The organism is Marinobacterium sp. MBR-111 (genome assembly GCF_040547585.1).
Classification (GTDB): Bacteria; Pseudomonadota; Gammaproteobacteria; order Pseudomonadales; family Balneatricaceae; genus Marinobacterium; species Marinobacterium iners.
Genome location: NZ_JBEPQA010000010.1, coordinates 105,381 through 120,632 on the forward strand (window position 1 = coordinate 105,381; position 15,252 = coordinate 120,632).

Annotated in this window: 14 protein-coding genes; all 14 read left to right on the forward strand. The window is 50.9% G+C overall.

Translation table 11 applies throughout. From position 1 onward, the window contains the following. Positions 1–90: 90 nt before the first annotated feature. The 14 genes from ABIE61_RS09355 (at position 91) to ABIE61_RS09420 (ending at position 15,171) form a co-directional block, all read left to right on the forward strand. Positions 91–648 carry a TRAP transporter small permease gene (locus tag ABIE61_RS09355; RefSeq protein ID WP_354408823.1) on the forward strand — a complete coding sequence of 186 codons (558 nt, stop codon included), beginning with the start codon at positions 91–93 and terminating at the stop codon, positions 646–648. Beyond that, on the forward strand, positions 645–2,042 hold the full coding sequence (locus ABIE61_RS09360; protein WP_354408794.1) for a TRAP transporter large permease: 1,398 nt from the start codon (positions 645–647) through the stop codon (positions 2,040–2,042). Before ABIE61_RS09355 ends, ABIE61_RS09360 begins: the two co-directional genes overlap by 4 nt. Before the next feature lie 30 nt (positions 2,043–2,072). Continuing rightward, positions 2,073–3,353, forward strand: a complete 1,281-nt coding sequence (locus tag ABIE61_RS09365) for an MmgE/PrpD family protein (RefSeq protein ID WP_354408796.1) — start codon at positions 2,073–2,075, stop codon at positions 3,351–3,353. Positions 3,354–3,436: 83 nt separating this feature from the next. Continuing rightward, a complete protein-coding gene (locus ABIE61_RS09370) occupies positions 3,437–4,330 on the forward strand; it encodes a LysR family transcriptional regulator (protein ID WP_354408798.1) in 894 nt (297 codons plus the stop codon). Positions 4,331–4,564: 234 nt separating this feature from the next. After that, the gene (locus tag ABIE61_RS09375; protein ID WP_354408800.1) at positions 4,565–5,311 is read left to right on the forward strand and encodes an HTD2 family dehydratase; all 747 of its coding nucleotides are present in this window, start codon (positions 4,565–4,567) and stop codon (positions 5,309–5,311) included. A gap of 116 nt (positions 5,312–5,427) precedes the next feature. After that, positions 5,428–6,594 (forward strand): acyl-CoA dehydrogenase family protein, encoded by a 1,167-nt coding sequence (locus tag ABIE61_RS09380; protein WP_354408803.1) that lies wholly within the window; start codon positions 5,428–5,430, stop codon positions 6,592–6,594. Positions 6,595–6,605: 11 nt separating this feature from the next. Then, entirely contained in the window at positions 6,606–7,973 is a 1,368-nt protein-coding gene (locus tag ABIE61_RS09385) for an MmgE/PrpD family protein (RefSeq protein ID WP_354408805.1), read from the forward strand. 32 nt (positions 7,974–8,005) lie between these two features. After that, on the forward strand, positions 8,006–9,223 hold the full coding sequence (locus tag ABIE61_RS09390) for a CaiB/BaiF CoA transferase family protein (protein WP_354408808.1): 1,218 nt from the start codon (positions 8,006–8,008) through the stop codon (positions 9,221–9,223). A gap of 12 nt (positions 9,224–9,235) precedes the next feature. Next, a complete protein-coding gene (locus tag ABIE61_RS09395) occupies positions 9,236–10,063 on the forward strand; it encodes an HpcH/HpaI aldolase/citrate lyase family protein (RefSeq protein ID WP_354408810.1) in 828 nt (275 codons plus the stop codon). 38 nt (positions 10,064–10,101) lie between these two features. Continuing rightward, on the forward strand, positions 10,102–10,851 hold the full coding sequence (locus ABIE61_RS09400) for an electron transfer flavoprotein subunit beta/FixA family protein (RefSeq protein ID WP_354408811.1): 750 nt from the start codon (positions 10,102–10,104) through the stop codon (positions 10,849–10,851). Between the two features lie 12 nt (positions 10,852–10,863). Continuing rightward, a complete protein-coding gene (locus ABIE61_RS09405; RefSeq protein ID WP_354408813.1) occupies positions 10,864–11,793 on the forward strand; it encodes an electron transfer flavoprotein subunit alpha/FixB family protein in 930 nt (309 codons plus the stop codon). 157 nt (positions 11,794–11,950) lie between these two features. Beyond that, positions 11,951–13,597 carry an electron transfer flavoprotein-ubiquinone oxidoreductase gene (locus tag ABIE61_RS09410; protein WP_354408816.1) on the forward strand — a complete coding sequence of 549 codons (1,647 nt, stop codon included), beginning with the start codon at positions 11,951–11,953 and terminating at the stop codon, positions 13,595–13,597. A gap of 62 nt (positions 13,598–13,659) precedes the next feature. After that, positions 13,660–14,247, forward strand: coding sequence for a DUF2889 domain-containing protein (locus ABIE61_RS09415; RefSeq protein WP_354408819.1), 588 nt, complete (start codon positions 13,660–13,662; stop codon positions 14,245–14,247). Positions 14,248–14,325: 78 nt separating this feature from the next. Next, positions 14,326–15,171: an HTD2 family dehydratase gene (locus tag ABIE61_RS09420; RefSeq protein WP_354408821.1), complete on the forward strand. Its 846-nt coding sequence runs from the start codon at positions 14,326–14,328 to the stop codon at positions 15,169–15,171. Positions 15,172–15,252: the final 81 nt, after the last annotated feature.

Genomic DNA, 15,252 nt, shown 5'->3' on the forward strand with positions numbered 1-15,252 from the left:
ATTTAGAATAAAACATGTGCTTTAAGTACTTTAAGTACTTTAATTGCTTTGTAATGAAATTTTAATTATTCAAAGGGTGGGGGGAGCTTGATGGTGCGCAAGCTATTTTCAAATATTGAAGAGGGACTTATCTCCATTCTTCTTATTGCTATGACACTACTAGTATTCGCTGAGGTTATTGCTCGATTTGTATTCAATAGTGGTATTAGTTGGGCTCAAGAAATAACCCTGCTAAGCGCGGGGTGGTTTGTTTTATTGGGAGCTTCATATGGTGTTAAAGTTGGTAGCCATATAGGGGTTGACGTGTTTGTAAAATTGTTACCAAAAAATGTACATCGTGGGTTTACCCTTCTGGCTATAGCACTATGTTTAATCTATTGCGGACTTTTTCTTTATGGTGGTTGGATGTATGTGGCCAAACTAAAATTGATAGGAATAGATCTAGAGGATGTTGAATTTCCTCGTTGGGTGGCTACTAGTGTACTAGTGGTTGGCTTTGCCTTATTAGCATTCCGGTTTTTGCAGCTTGGTATAAAAGTATTACGTAGTGAATCTGATGGCTTCCACTTCACCGATGAGGCAGAAGAGTCAATGCATATTGCTGAAGAGCTGAAGAAAAATGCTGAAAATCAAGGGGCTAAAACATGACTATAGCAGTGCTCTTTATAGGATTATTCGGGTGCATGCTTATGGGAATGCCTATTGCAATTGCACTTGGATTGTCATCTATTACAACTATTTTACTTTTCTCTAATGACTCGCTTCCATCAATAGCTTTGAAGTTGTTCGAGGCTACATCTGAACACTATACGTTATTAGCTATTCCGTTCTTTATTTTATCATCTGCATTTTTGTCTACAGGTGGAGTGGCAAAACGGTTAATAAATTTTGCAATTGATAGTATTGGCCATATTCGTGGTGGTTTGGCTATGGCATCTGTCATGGCCTGTATGCTATTTGCAGCTGTTTCTGGTTCATCTCCCGCTACAGTAGCAGCGATAGGAACGATTGTAATCGCTGGTATGGTTCGTTCGGGATATCCAGAATCATTTGCTGCTGGTGTCATTGCAAACGCAGGTACCTTGGGAATCTTAATTCCGCCTTCGATTGTAATGTTGGTTTACTCAGCTGCAACACAAGTGTCTGCTTCTCGTATGTTTATGGCTGGTTTCATCCCTGGAATAATGATGGGGTTGATACTAATGGTGGCTATTTACATCGCAGCACGTGTAATGAAATTACCGTCTCAGCCGTTTCCTGGCTTTGCAAAACTAGCCAGGTCAGGTCTGCTCGCTCTGGGTGGCCTAATGCTAATCATTATAGTACTCGGCTCAATTTACGGTGGTGTGGCTTCGCCTACTGAAGCCGCAGCAGTAGCGGCGGTCTATGCCTACCTAGTTGCTGTAACCGGCTATCGTGATATTGGTCCACTTAAAGGAGTACCTTGGCGCAGAGATAATGAAAATCTGGGCCGTGCCATCGCGCGCAACAGCCTACAGATGCTCTGGGCATTGCCGCAGTCGGTTAATAACCCAGAAGTACGCCGGGTGATTCTTGATGCTTCCAAAGTATCAATTATGCTTTTGTTTATCATTGCTAACGCAATGCTTTTTGCCCATGTTCTGACCACAGAGAGGATTCCTCATCATATCGCCGAAACCATCATGGAATGGGGCTTACCGGCATGGGGTTTTCTGATAGTTGTCAATATACTGCTGTTGCTTGCAGGTAATTTTATGGAGCCATCAGCAATTCTGCTGATAATGGCCCCCATTCTGTTTCCGATTGCAATGCAGTTGGGGATAGATCCAATCCATCTCGGCATCATCATGGTGGTGAATATGGAAATTGGCATGCTGACACCGCCTGTGGGGCTGAACCTTTTCGTTACTGCAGGTATTACAGGGCGTAATATTGTTTGGGTCATCAAGGCTTGCTTACCTTGGTTGGCATTGCTGTTGGGCTTCCTGATGCTTATCACCTATGTGCCCCAAATATCGCTTTTCCTACCGGAATATATTGATCAATTGAACGGCTATTAGGGTTGTACCTGATCCAGGTTTGACTGAGTAATGATGTTTATCACAGAGCAACTTGTACACCATATACGGCGAAAGTGTATTGCTGTTGATGACATGGAATATGCGTCACAGCTTGTGTTGGATAGCTTGGCCAACGCCATAGCCGGCTCTGTGACCGACGCTGGCCGAAAAGTTATACAGTGGGGACGTGAGCAAAGCAGCATGGATGCTGGTCGCTTGGCCTTCTTGATGAGTGTGCTCTCACAGCTTACTGAGTTGGATGATATTCATGCGAATTCGTTGACTCACCCGGGAGCTGTCGTTGTCCCTGCTGCTCTCGCTGCTTCGCTTAAGGAAGGTGTTACTGGTGAAGTATTTCTAAAGTCCGTATTGCACGGGTATGAAGCGACTTGCCTTATTGGTCAGGTGCTCAAGGAGTCTGAATTCCGGAGTATTGATCACAGTAGTATTTGTGGCTCATTAGGAGCCGCTATGGCAGTTACATCGATTCTACAATTGTCAGATCTAGAAACGGCAGCAGTCCTAGCGAACTTGATTGCGAGAGAGGTCAGGCATTGGGATGTATCTGATGCCGGTACTCTAAGTAAATACTTCAATATAGCACGCGCCTCTGAGTTGGGAATAACAGGAAGTTATCTCGCTCAAGTTGGAGTGTTCGATGGTGTCAGGAATCTAAACGTAGATCAGGATTTTTATGTGGCGGCAGAGCGCGAGCTCGCGTCAGTTGAAAGTTATTGGGCGTTGACACAGACCACAATTCGTACATTGCCTTGCTGCAGACACGTTCATCCTGCTATCGAAGCGGCCTTAGCATTACGCGAACAACTGACGGGTAAAGCGATTCGAAAGATAAGGGTGATCACATATAAAGGCGCGAAAGAGCTGTGTGACCGGCCGGATCCGATAGATGAATATGATGCTAGATTTTCTATTCAGTATTGTGTTGCCCATATGCTGTCATTTGGTCACATAGGGTTAGCATCTTTCGAAAATTATCATTGTGCAACGCTAGCGAAAATTAGACAGAAGATATGCGTTGAAATCTATGACCAGTTCACACAAAGATTTCCTGCGGAGTTGGGTGCAAAGCTTGTTGTCAGTACGGAGGAGGGAGCAGACTTTTCTTCTATGGCGTACTGTCATAAGAACAATAGTGATATAGATGTGCTCAAACGTATTGTTACAGAAAAAGCACGACTGCTTTTGGCAACGGCAAACTTAGATGAGTTCGACTATAACAATTTTCTGGAAATAACAATGAGTATTTATAAGGCAGAAAAATTGATGGATGTGACTAGTTGGTTTTATTAATCCTGTATGAAAAAAGTTTTTGCAATATAAATATTGTAAAGCATTTTTTATAATAATAATTATTCAGATAATTGGAACTGGTCATGTATTTTGATCTTAAAGACCTTCAGCTTTTTGTTTGTATCGCCGAATCTGAAAGCCTTACATTGGGGGCAAAAAAGGCCAATATTTCTCTAGCAGCCGGGAGTAATAGGCTAAAAGGGTTTGAGGAGCAGTTAGGTAGTCGCTTGTTCTACCGTGAGAACAGGGGTGTTAGTCTGACACCTGCAGGTAATCAGTTACTGCGTCAGGCCCGTTCCATATTGAAACTGGTCGATACTGTTAAAAGTGACTTTTCTACACCAGATGATGATAGCTCTGGCCACCTTAGAATATCTGCTAACACAACTGCCGTTACTGAAATTATGCCGAGTGTGCTTGCTGATTTCCTGGCGTGCAGGCATGGCGTCAGTATTGATCTTCAGGAGGCGCTTAACCGAGATATTGTTAAAGCTGTTATCGATGGTTCTGCGGACCTGGGTATCGTTTCGGATGAGGTCAGAGGTAGTGGTCTAGAAGTCATCCCTTTCGCGACGGACAAACTGTTATTGGCTGTGCCCAATGATAATAAGCTTGCTGGGAAAGATCAGGTTAGTTTCTTTGAGACTCAGACAGAACCCCATATTAGCTTACATGAGGGAAGCAGTCTTTTTTCCTTTTTGGAAGGAATTGCACGTGAAGCCGGCGGAGAATTCAAGCCCAGAGTCCAGGTGTTTGGATTTGAGGCTGCCTGTCGTATGGTGGAGTCTGGCGTTGGTGTAGCCATAGTTCCAGAGAGCTGTGCTGTGCGTTATATACGCACAATGAATATGAAACTAGTAGAGCTTTCTGATACTTGGGCGATACGCAGGCGTTGTCTTTTGCTGAAGGATCGCGACTCCCTGCCCAGATGTGGCCAGAAGCTGATAGAAACCATTATTGAGCAGTACAGAAGTTAGATATTGAAACAAGCCCATGACTTGGTGTCGTAACCTGCCTTATTCTGTGTTCTTAAAAGGTTTTTATTTTTAAAAGTGAGGCTATCAATTAATAAAATTCACAAGATCATAACTTTGATGCATCTTATTAAAAAAGATAATGTGAGATGAGTTATGAAGGCAGAGTCACCTGAAAGTTGGGTTGGAAGGAAAAGTCGCACTCTGGATAATATATCTGAGTCTTTATGTAATCGTATGGCAGCAACTTTCAGTAATTCAAGGCTGAAAAAATACGATGATCTTCCTACGTTATGGCATTGGGCTTTCTTTCAGGATGCTGTTTCTCAAGACTGTTTAGGGGCGGATGGCCATCCAAGCGTCAGTATGTTTATTCCTGGTGTTGAAGGTTGTGCCCGAATGTGGGCTGGCGGTCGCGTTAGCTTTTTGGAACCGCTCAAGGTTGGGCTCGATGCTGCACGTGAGTCCAGCATTATTAAAGTAGAGGAAAAGCAAGGCCGATCAGGCAAGCTGATCTTTGTAACTGTGCAGCATGACTTTTACCAAGAGGGCGCGCTGTGTATCAGTGAAGAGCAGGATCTTGTTTATCGCCCACCAGGCCCCGTGAAGGTTGAGGCTAAGCCCTTCGGAGAGGCGCTTGAATGGGTCGAAGATATTGAGCCTACCCCAGCACTACTGTTCCGCTATTCCGCTGTGACATTTAACACTCACAGAATTCATTACGACTGGCTTTACGCGACACAACAGGAGTCATATCCAGATCTTGTCGTTCATGGGCCTCTGATTGCCACGCTGATGGTACGAGCTTTTACAACCGCTAACCCTGGCCGGCGGCCGACATCCCTGTCTTATCGAGGCGTTCGCCCCCTCACAGCTGAGCAAGACTTCAAGGTTTCCGGAAGGCATATAGGGAAAGGCAAGGCACGGCTGTGGGCCTTTAACAGTAATGGCCTTGCTCATCAGGCTGAGTTGCATTTCGCATAAAGCAGCTGTAACCCCAGCAGTTATTTGAAGGTAAATACGTGGTTCTTATCAAGCGGGCTTGTTAGTCGACGGCGTCATCAAGGTCGCGACGATTGTATAAATGAGAGGAGAATAGAATGAATAACACAAGTATTGGCGTGGGCTATGAGGATATTCGTGATGCTGTTCGTTCACTTTGTGCAGAATTTCCGGCCGAATATCACCGGAAGGTTGATGAAGAGCGGGCTTATCCCGAGGCCTTTGTTGACGCACTGACCAAGCATGGCTGGATGGCAGCGCTGATCCCTGAAGAGTACGGCGGTTCAGGGCTTGGTCTGACGGAAGCTTCAATCATCATGGAAGAAATCAACCGAGCCGGCGGTAATGCTGGTGCTTGCCACGGGCAAATGTACAACATGAATACCCTGATCCGTCATGGTTCGGAAGAGCAGCGCAAGTTGTATTTGCCCAAAATCGCAAGTGGTGAGCTGAGACTCCAATCTATGGGCGTAACAGAACCAACCACGGGCACCGATACAACCAAGATCAAGACCACGGCTGTGCGTAAGGGTGATAAGTATGTCATCAATGGGCAGAAAGTTTGGATCTCCCGCGTGCAGCATTCGGACCTGATGATCCTGTTGGCACGAACAACTCCGCTTGATCAGGTCAAACGTAAGTCTGAAGGCCTATCGATTTTCCTAGTTGATCTGAAAGAAGCGATTGGAAATGGGATGAGTGTTCAGCCAATCACAAACATGGTCAACCATGAGACGAACGAGCTCTTCTTCGACAACCTGGAAATTCCTGCTGAAAATTTGATTGGGGAAGAGGGGCAAGGTTTCAAATATATCCTGACAGGGCTAAATGCCGAACGTGCTCTAATTGCCGCGGAATGTATTGGCGATGGTTATTGGTTCGTCGATAAAGTAACTGATTATGCAAAAGAACGCATTGTTTTTGGACGTCCCATCGGCCAGAACCAGGGTGTTCAGTTCCCGATAGCGGAGAGCTTTATTGAGGTTGAAGCGGCTAACCTGATGCGTTTCGAGGCATGTCGTCTTTATGATGCTGGCGAACATTGTGGGACTCAGGCGAACATGGCGAAGTACCTGGCAGCTAAGGCCTCATGGGAAGCTGCCAATGCTTGTCTTCAGTTCCATGGCGGTTTTGGATTTGCCAGTGAGTACGATGTTGAGCGCAAATTCCGTGAGACGCGTCTGTACCAGGTGGCTCCGATCTCGACAAACCTCATCCTAAGCTACGTTGCTGAGCACGTCCTTGAGCTGCCACGCTCATTTTAAAGGAGATGACCATGGCGAACAGCACTCGAGAGTTGGCCGATTTCTTGGCGGAGCTGCGATACGATGATCTTTCAGAATCGGTCGTCGCCCGTTGTGAAGAGCTATATCTAGACTGGCTGGGTTCAGCCCTTGCTGGCAAGGGATATGCCCCTATCCCGAAGTTTGAGCGTTATGCGCAGCGTATGGGGCCCGCTAGTGGGGGCAGTGAAATCCTCACTTGCCGTCGCCAAACGACCCCCTACTTTGCAGCTTTCGTGAATGCGGCAGCGTCTCATGTGGTCGAGCAGGATGATCTGCACAACTCATCAGTATTGCACCCGGGTACTGTAGTATTCCCGGCGGCTTTGGCCACCGCGCAAGCAGAAGGACGCTCAGGTCGGGATCTTATCTTGGCGGCAGTGGCGGGCTATGAGGCAGGCATCCGTATTGGTGAATTTTTAGGTCGCTCCCATTACACCATTTTCCATACTACCGGTACCGTAGGAACGCTGGCAGCGGCTGTTACTGTAGGTAAGCTGCTCAACTTCTCTGCGGATGAGTTCATGCATGTATTGGGTAGCGCGGGTACCCAGGCTGCCGGTCTATGGGAGTTTCTGCGCGATGGTGCTGACTCCAAGCAACTCCACACTGCCAAGGCTGCAGCCGATGGTTTGCTGGCGGCTTATATGACTGCTGACGGCCTTACAGGGGCGCAGCATATTTTTGATGGCCATCAGGGTATGGCTGCAGGTATGTCGCATGATGCAGACCCCGCCAGGTTGAATGACCGTCTGGGCACCCGCTGGGCACTGAGTGAGACCTCTTTCAAGTTTCACGCTTCCTGTCGCCATACTCACCCGGCGGCCGATGCCTTGCAGCACATCATGCGCGAGCACGATCTGCAGCATGATGAAATAGATTCGGTTGTCACTCATGTCCATCAGGCTGCCATTGACGTCTTGGGGCCGGTGGACGTGCCCTGTACCGTGCATCAGGCCAAGTTTTCCATGGGGACTGTGCTTGGGTTAATCGCAATATATGGCAAAGCTGGACTCGAAGAGTTCCAGCACCATGCACTGCAGGATCCTAAGGTGGCAGATTTCCGCTCTCGGGTGACTATGTGTCTTGATTCGGAGGTTGATGAGGCCTACCCGGCCAAATGGTTAGGTAAGGTTGATGTTACCACGCGTGATGGCCAAGTATTTCAGGCTTTGGTGCGCGATCCCAAGGGCGACCCGGAAAACCCGTTATCTCGCCTTGAGCTGGAGAATAAGTTCACACGTCTGGTGAAGTTTTCCAATGCCGTTACCGAAGAGGAAAATCGACACCTGATTGATGTCGCCTGGGGACTGCGCGATTTGGAACATGTTGGCTTCCTGCTCTCATCGACTTATCACTGACTCATAGCATCTATAGCGCTTGAGGAAAAATTATGACTGATTATTCACAAGACTCCGGGGCAGCTCCGCGCCCACTGGACGGCATCACTGTTGTTAGTCTGGAACATGCTATCGCCGCCCCCTTCTGTACTCGACAATTGGCCGATTTGGGCGCAAACGTCATTAAGGTTGAAAGACCCGGTAGCGGTGATTTCGCGCGTGGTTATGATCAACGTGTTCACGGGCTTTCGTCCCACTTTGTCTGGACCAACAGGTCCAAGAAAAGCCTGACTCTGGATCTGAAATCAGATGAAGCAAAGCCAGTCATGGATGCTCTGTTGGAAAGTGCCGATGTACTGGTACAGAATCTGGCACCAGGCGCAGCTGCCCGTCTCGGGCTGTCGTTTGATCAGCTTCACGAGCGCTATCCGCGGTTGATCATATGTAATATTTCCGGCTACGGTGAAGGCGGTCCCTATCAGGACAAGAAAGCCTATGATTTGCTGATCCAGAGCGAAGCAGGTTTTCTGTCAACAACAGGGCTTCCGGGGCCGGATGGTATGGCGAAGGCAGGTTGCTCCATCGCCGATATAGCCGCCGGCATGTACGCTTATACCAACGTATTGTCTGCGTTAATTCACCGACAGACTACCGGTTTGGGCACTTCCATTGATATATCCATGCTGGAGAGCCTTGTCGAGTGGATGGGCTATCCCATGTACTACGCATTCGAGGGCGCACAGCCACCGCAACGTGCCGGTGCGTCTCACGCGACCATTTACCCCTACGGTCCCTTCATGGCGGGTGATAATCGTTCTGTCATGTTGGGGCTACAGAACGAGCGCGAATGGCTGTCCTTCTGCAAGACGGTACTAGAGCAGCCGGAACTAGCTGACGATGAACGCTTTAATGCTAACTACAAGCGTTCGGAGAATCGTGAAGTGTTGCGTGAACTTATTCACGACGCATTTAAGTCATTGACGTCAGAGGATGTCATCGCTCGCTTGGATAAAGCCAAAATTGCCAACGCACATGTTAATGATATGCAGGCAGTTTGGAAGCATCCACAGCTCGAATCCCGTCAGCGCTGGACGCTTATCGACAGTCCTTCAGGAAAGCTTCCGGCACTGGCGCCGCCGGGCGTCAATAATGCTTATGTTCCAAAAATGGATGCGGTGCCGGGACTGGGTCAGCATACCGAAGAGATTCTCTCGGGGCTTGGCTATAGCGAGTCTGATTTGAAGCAGTTTAAACGCGCATCCATTATCTGAGGGCATCAAGCAATGACAGTTCACCAGAAAACAAGATCGGTCCTGTTTGTGCCAGCGTCTCGGCCTGAACGTTTCGAAAAGGCACGCGGCAGTGGTGCTGATGTGGTTGTCATCGATCTTGAAGATGCGGTCGCACCAGCCGAAAAAGATGCGGCCCGTGAGTCGCTAAGACAGTATCTTGAAGCCAGTCCTGATGTGGCTGTGTTGGTGCGTATCAACTCAGCGGGCACCAAGGAGTTCGCTCTAGATCTCGAACTCTGCCGTCAGCAGAGCGGTGTAGCCGCAATCATGGTTGCAAAGTCGCAGAGTGTTGAAACACTGCAGTTGGCTGCAGAAACAGGCAAACCAATCTGGCCACTGGTAGAAACAGCGCTCGGTATTGACCAATTGCCGTACATGGCAAAGGTAAAAGGGGTTGAACGTTTCTGCTTTGGGGCTCTCGACTTGGGGGTGGATCTGCGCATCAAACCCGATTCTGCTGGTGCCCAGCTGATGCTTGATCGAGTACGCGCGGATCTTGTGATTCACTCCCGCGTTGCTGGCCTTCAGGCACCGATCGAAACCGTTTATCCATCGTTCGAAAATGAGGCAGCCGTTGAAGAAATTGCACGCCAGGCGTGCGAAATGGGCTTCTCCGGCATGCTGTGTATTCATCCGCGGCAGTTGGCACCGATACACCGTGGTTTTAGCCCTGATGACGCAGAGCTCGATTGGGCGCGCCGGGTGCTTGCCGCTGCGGCAAGCGGTGAGGGTGTTTTCCAGGTGGATGGCAAGATGGTGGATGCACCCGTCATCCAGCAGGCGCGCCTGATCGTCAGTCAGGCTGGCGATGACGTCTGATATTCATCATTCCAATAAATAGATTACCGGATAACGTTATGAAAATACTTGTCCCTGTTAAGCGCGTCATCGACTACAACGTCAAGGTGCGCGTCAAGTCGGATAACACCGACGTGGATTTGGCCAATGTCAAAATGGCCCTGAACCCCTTCTGTGAAATCGCCGTTGAAGAAGCCGTACGCCTGAAGGAAGCCGGCACGGCCTCTGAAGTGGTGGTGGTGTCCATCGGTCCCAAGGCCTGCCAGGAGCAGATCCGTACCGCACTGGCGCTGGGCGCTGATCGCGGCATCCAGATCGAAACCGACGAGATGCCGGAATCCCTGAACGTGGCCAAACTGCTGGCCAAGGTGGTCGAAGACGAGCAGCCGCAGCTGGTGATCCTGGGCAAGCAGTCCATCGATGCCGACAACAACCAGACCGGCCAGATACTGGGCGCACTGCTGGACATGCCGCAGGGTACCTTTGCTTCTGAAGTGAAGGTTGACGGTGACAAGGTTAACGTGACCCGTGAAGTGGACGGCGGTCTGCAGACGATTGCCCTGAACCTGCCGGCGATCGTCACCACCGACCTGCGCCTGAACGAACCGCGCTACGCGTCGCTGCCGAACATCATGAAAGCGAAGAAGAAGCCGCTGGATGTGAAGACCCCGGCTGACCTGGGTGTCGAGCTGAAGGCCCACACCCACCTGCTGAAAGTGACCCCGCCCGCCGAGCGCCAGGCCGGTATCCGCGTCAGCAGCGTGGACGAGCTGGTCGACAAACTGAAAAACGAAGCCAAAGTAATTTAAGGGGGTGATCTGATGGCTATTCTGGTAATTGCAGAACATGACAACAGCACCCTGAAGGGTGCCACACTGAACGCCGTGACTGCGGCTTCCCGGATCGGTGGCGAACTGCACCTGCTGGTCGCTGGCGCAGGCTGTGGTGCGGTTGCTGAAGCCGCCGCTCAGGTCGCCGGCGTCAGCAAGGTGCTGGTGGCGGACAACGCGGCCTATGGCCATCAGCTCGCGGAAAACCTGTCCAAGCTGATCACCGAACTGGGTAAGGACTACAGCCATGTAATCGCACCAGCGACCACCACCGGCAAGAACGTGATGCCGCGCGTCGCCGCGCTGCTGGATGTGGCGCAGCTGTCCGACATCACCGCGGTTGAATCCGACAATACCTTCCAGCGTCCGATCTACGCCGGTAACGCGATCGCCACCGTCGAGTCGCTGGACCCGATCAAGGTGATCACCGTGCGTGGTACCGCCTTTGATGCCGCCGCTGCAACCGGTGGTTCTGCCAGCGTGGAGGCCGTCGTGGCTGTGCACGATGCCGGTACGTCCAGCTTTGTCGGCGAAGAGATGGCACAGTCCGATCGTCCGGAGCTGACGGCTGCCAAGGTGGTGGTCTCCGGTGGCCGTGGCATGGGTAATGGCGAGAATTTTGCCATCCTCGAATCCCTTGCCGACAAGCTCGGTGCAGCGGTTGGTGCTTCCCGTGCTGCGGTTGATGCCGGCTTCGTGCCCAACGACATGCAGGTTGGTCAGACCGGCAAGATCGTGGCACCGGAACTGTACATCGCCGTAGGCATCTCCGGTGCCATCCAGCACCTGGCGGGCATGAAAGAATCCAAGATTATCGTAGCGATCAACAAGGACGAAGAAGCCCCCATCTTTCAGGTTGCGGATTACGGCCTGGTGGCCGACCTGTTCGATGCGGTGCCAGAGCTTGAGTCCCGGCTGTAATCGCAAGTAATACTGCTCTCTAACCGCTTTGCCCTGGACTCCTTGTGAGTACAGGGCATTTTTTCACTTTCTTTTAACGAGCCAAAGGTGTCTGCAATATCTTTGTGGGTATTGCTTGAGGGCTAAGCCTTGAGGGTAGGCCTTTTAGGAGTAAATCATGCGCGAGTCTATGGAATTCGATGTGGTCATCGTCGGGGCAGGCCCCGCCGGGTTGTCCACCGCCTGCCGTCTGATGCAGCAGGCACAGGAAAACGAACAGGAACTGACGGTCTGCGTGGTGGAGAAGGGCTCCGAAGTGGGGGCTCATATCCTGTCTGGTGCGGTGCTCGAAACACGGGCGCTGGATGAGCTTTTTCCGAACTGGAAAGAGCAGGGTGCACCATTGAATACGGCGGTGACTGAAGACGAGGTTTACCTGCTCAAGGATGCCAAAAAGGGCACCAAAATCCCCAACGCCTTCGTGCCCAAGACCATGCACAACCAGGGCAACTACATCATCAGCCTGGGCAACTTGTGCCGCTGGCTGGCAGAACAGGCCGAAGCGCTGGGCGTCGAAGTCTTTCCGGGCTTTGCCGCCGCGGAAGCGCTGTTCAATGACGATGGCAGCGTCAAGGGCGTGGCCACCGGCGACATGGGCGTGACTGCCGACGGCGAGCAGGGCCCCAACTACATGCCGGGCATGGAGCTGCATGCCAAGTATACCGTCTTCTCCGAGGGCTGCCGGGGGCATCTGGGCAAGCAGCTGATCAACCGCTTTGAACTCTACAAGCAGAAGGATACCCAGCACTACGGTCTGGGCATCAAGGAGCTCTGGGATATCCCGGCGGAGCAGCACAAGCCCGGTCTGGTCGTTCACGGTTCCGGCTGGCCGTTGGATCAGGACACCAGTGGTGGCTTCTTCCTTTACCACACCGACAACAACCAGGTGGTGGTCGGCCTGATCGTGGATCTGAACTACCAGAATCCGTACCTGAGCCCGTTCGATGAGTTCCAACGGCTGAAGCACCATCCGGTACTCAAGCGTCATTTGGATGGCGGCAAGCGTGTCTCCTATGGCGCCCGTGCCATTGCCAAGGGCGGCTACAACTCGCTGCCGAAGATGACCTTCCCGGGCGGCCTGCTGGTTGGCTGTGATGCCGGTACGCTGAACTTCAGCAAGATCAAGGGCACTCACACCGCAATGAAATCCGGCATGCTGGCGGCCGAGGCGATCTTCGATGTACTGAGCAAGGGCGATGAAGGCGGCCAGGAGCTGGAACGCTTCAATGAACTCTATAAGGGCTCATGGCTGTATGACGAACTGTATCGCTCGCGCAATTTCGGCCCTGCGATGCACAAGTTCGGTCAGTTGATGGGCGGTGCGTTCAACTACATCGATCAGAACTGGTTTGGCGGTCGTATTCCGGTGACGCTGCACGACAACCATCCGGACCATGCTCAGCTCAAGCCAGCTGAGTATTTCCAGCATATTCAGTACCCCAAAGCGGATGGTGTGCTCAGTTTCGACAAGCTGTCATCGGTGTTCCTGTCCAATACCAACCATGAGGAAGATCAGCCCTGTCATCTGAAGCTGGCGGATGCCAGTATCCCGCTGAAGCAGAACCTGCAGCTGTTTGCCGAACCGGCGCAGCGCTACTGCCCTGCGGGCGTGTACGAGATCGTCGAGGACGAAGCGGGCCAGCGGTTCCAGATCAATGGCCAGAATTGTCTGCACTGTAAGACCTGTGACATCAAGGATCCAGCGCAGAACATCAATTGGGTGGTACCGGAAGGTGCTGGCGGGCCGAATTACCCTAATATGTGAGCGCGATGAAAAGGCGTGAGGCACATATAGATAGTTCCGAGGCCTGCCCGGGGGAGGCGATCATGAAACATAAGAATATCGGTGTAAAAAGAACCCCACTGCATAGCCGTAAGATCAATGTTCAGGGATATCTGCGTGAAGATGGTTTGTGGGATGTGGAAGCCGTGTTGGCAGATACTAAGGGGTATGACATTGAGTTATTTGATCGTGGTCGAATACCGGCAGGAGAGGGTTTCCTTCATTACATGACGCTCATGCTGACGGTCGATAGCACGCTGATGATACGAGATGCACAAGCCGTGATGGCTGAGACACCCTATAAAGACTGCTCGGCAGCCGGTTTGCAGTACAAGAAACTGATTGGCATCCGCATACAGTCAGGCTGGATGAATGAAGCGAAACGGGCTCTCGGCAGATCCACAAGCTGTACCCATTTGACGGAGTTGCTGCCAGTACTTGCAACAGCGGCGATACAGACTATCAATGGTTACCAATTGTTTTACTCAAAGCAGGAGCGCTCTGCAAGTGAGAAGGATAGAAAGATCAACTCCTGCCATGGATTTCGCAAGGGCAGTCGGGCACAACAGTATTTTTGGCCAAGTGAAAGTGATGGCCAAAGGGATGATTTCAGAGTGCCTAAGAATCGCTGATGGTCAGGCTGTGGCTGATAGAACGGCGTCGTAGTGTGATGTGTAGGAAATTCTCTGTACATAGGAGTTAGAAATCTGATGTTTGAAGTAAATGTAATGAGTTGGCTAGGTCGTAGTGAAACCATTGAAGATACACTTCGCTTGCAACCAGCCAATTTTATGGAGGCGACTCTGGATCGCGATATTGCTCTTCGCCATGGAGACAAATTGCCACCACTATGGCATTGGTTGTACTTCCTTGAAGCTAAACCTGCCTCCCAGCTAGGGAGGGATGGTCATCCCAAAAAAGGCGGCTTCTTGCCGCCGGTGGAGTTGCCTCGCAGAATGTGGGCCGGTGGTCGGTTTACTTTTCATACGCCTTTACGCTTGGGTGAAGCGGTACGAAAAGTGTCCACAATCCGGAACATTGTTCATAAAGAAGGGCGAACTGGTGCGCTCTGTTTCGTAACTGTGCAGCACGAAATTTTCGTGGGTGATCAACTGGCCATTACTGAAGAGCAGGATATCGTTTACCGAGAAGATCCCGAAATAAATGCGCCTAACCCTGAACCCAAGTGTGCCCCGGATGATGCTGAATTTTTTGAAACCGTCTCACCGACTCACGTGATGCTGTATCGTTACTCGGCACTGACTTTCAACGGCCACCGCATTCATTATGATGTCGACTATGCTCGCAATGTTGAAGGTTACGAGGGGCTGGTTTTCCACGGGCCGTTGACGGCAACTCTACTGGTTGATCTGGCGACCCGCACTTTTGGTCGTCAACCGGACCAGTTCAGTTTCAAAGGCTTGGCTCCGATCACCGCCAATCATGACTTCCTGATTGAGGGGCGTTGTGACGACAATGTGATGAGACTGTGGGCTCGTCGCCATGATGGTGCTCTAACTATGCAAGCAGAAGCTGTATTTTTCCTGATTCCGTGACTTAAAACTCAGCTTCGCATCTCCACACACCTGTAACCACGCGGCCTGCGGCGGTAATATGGACGCCATTCTCGATTCACC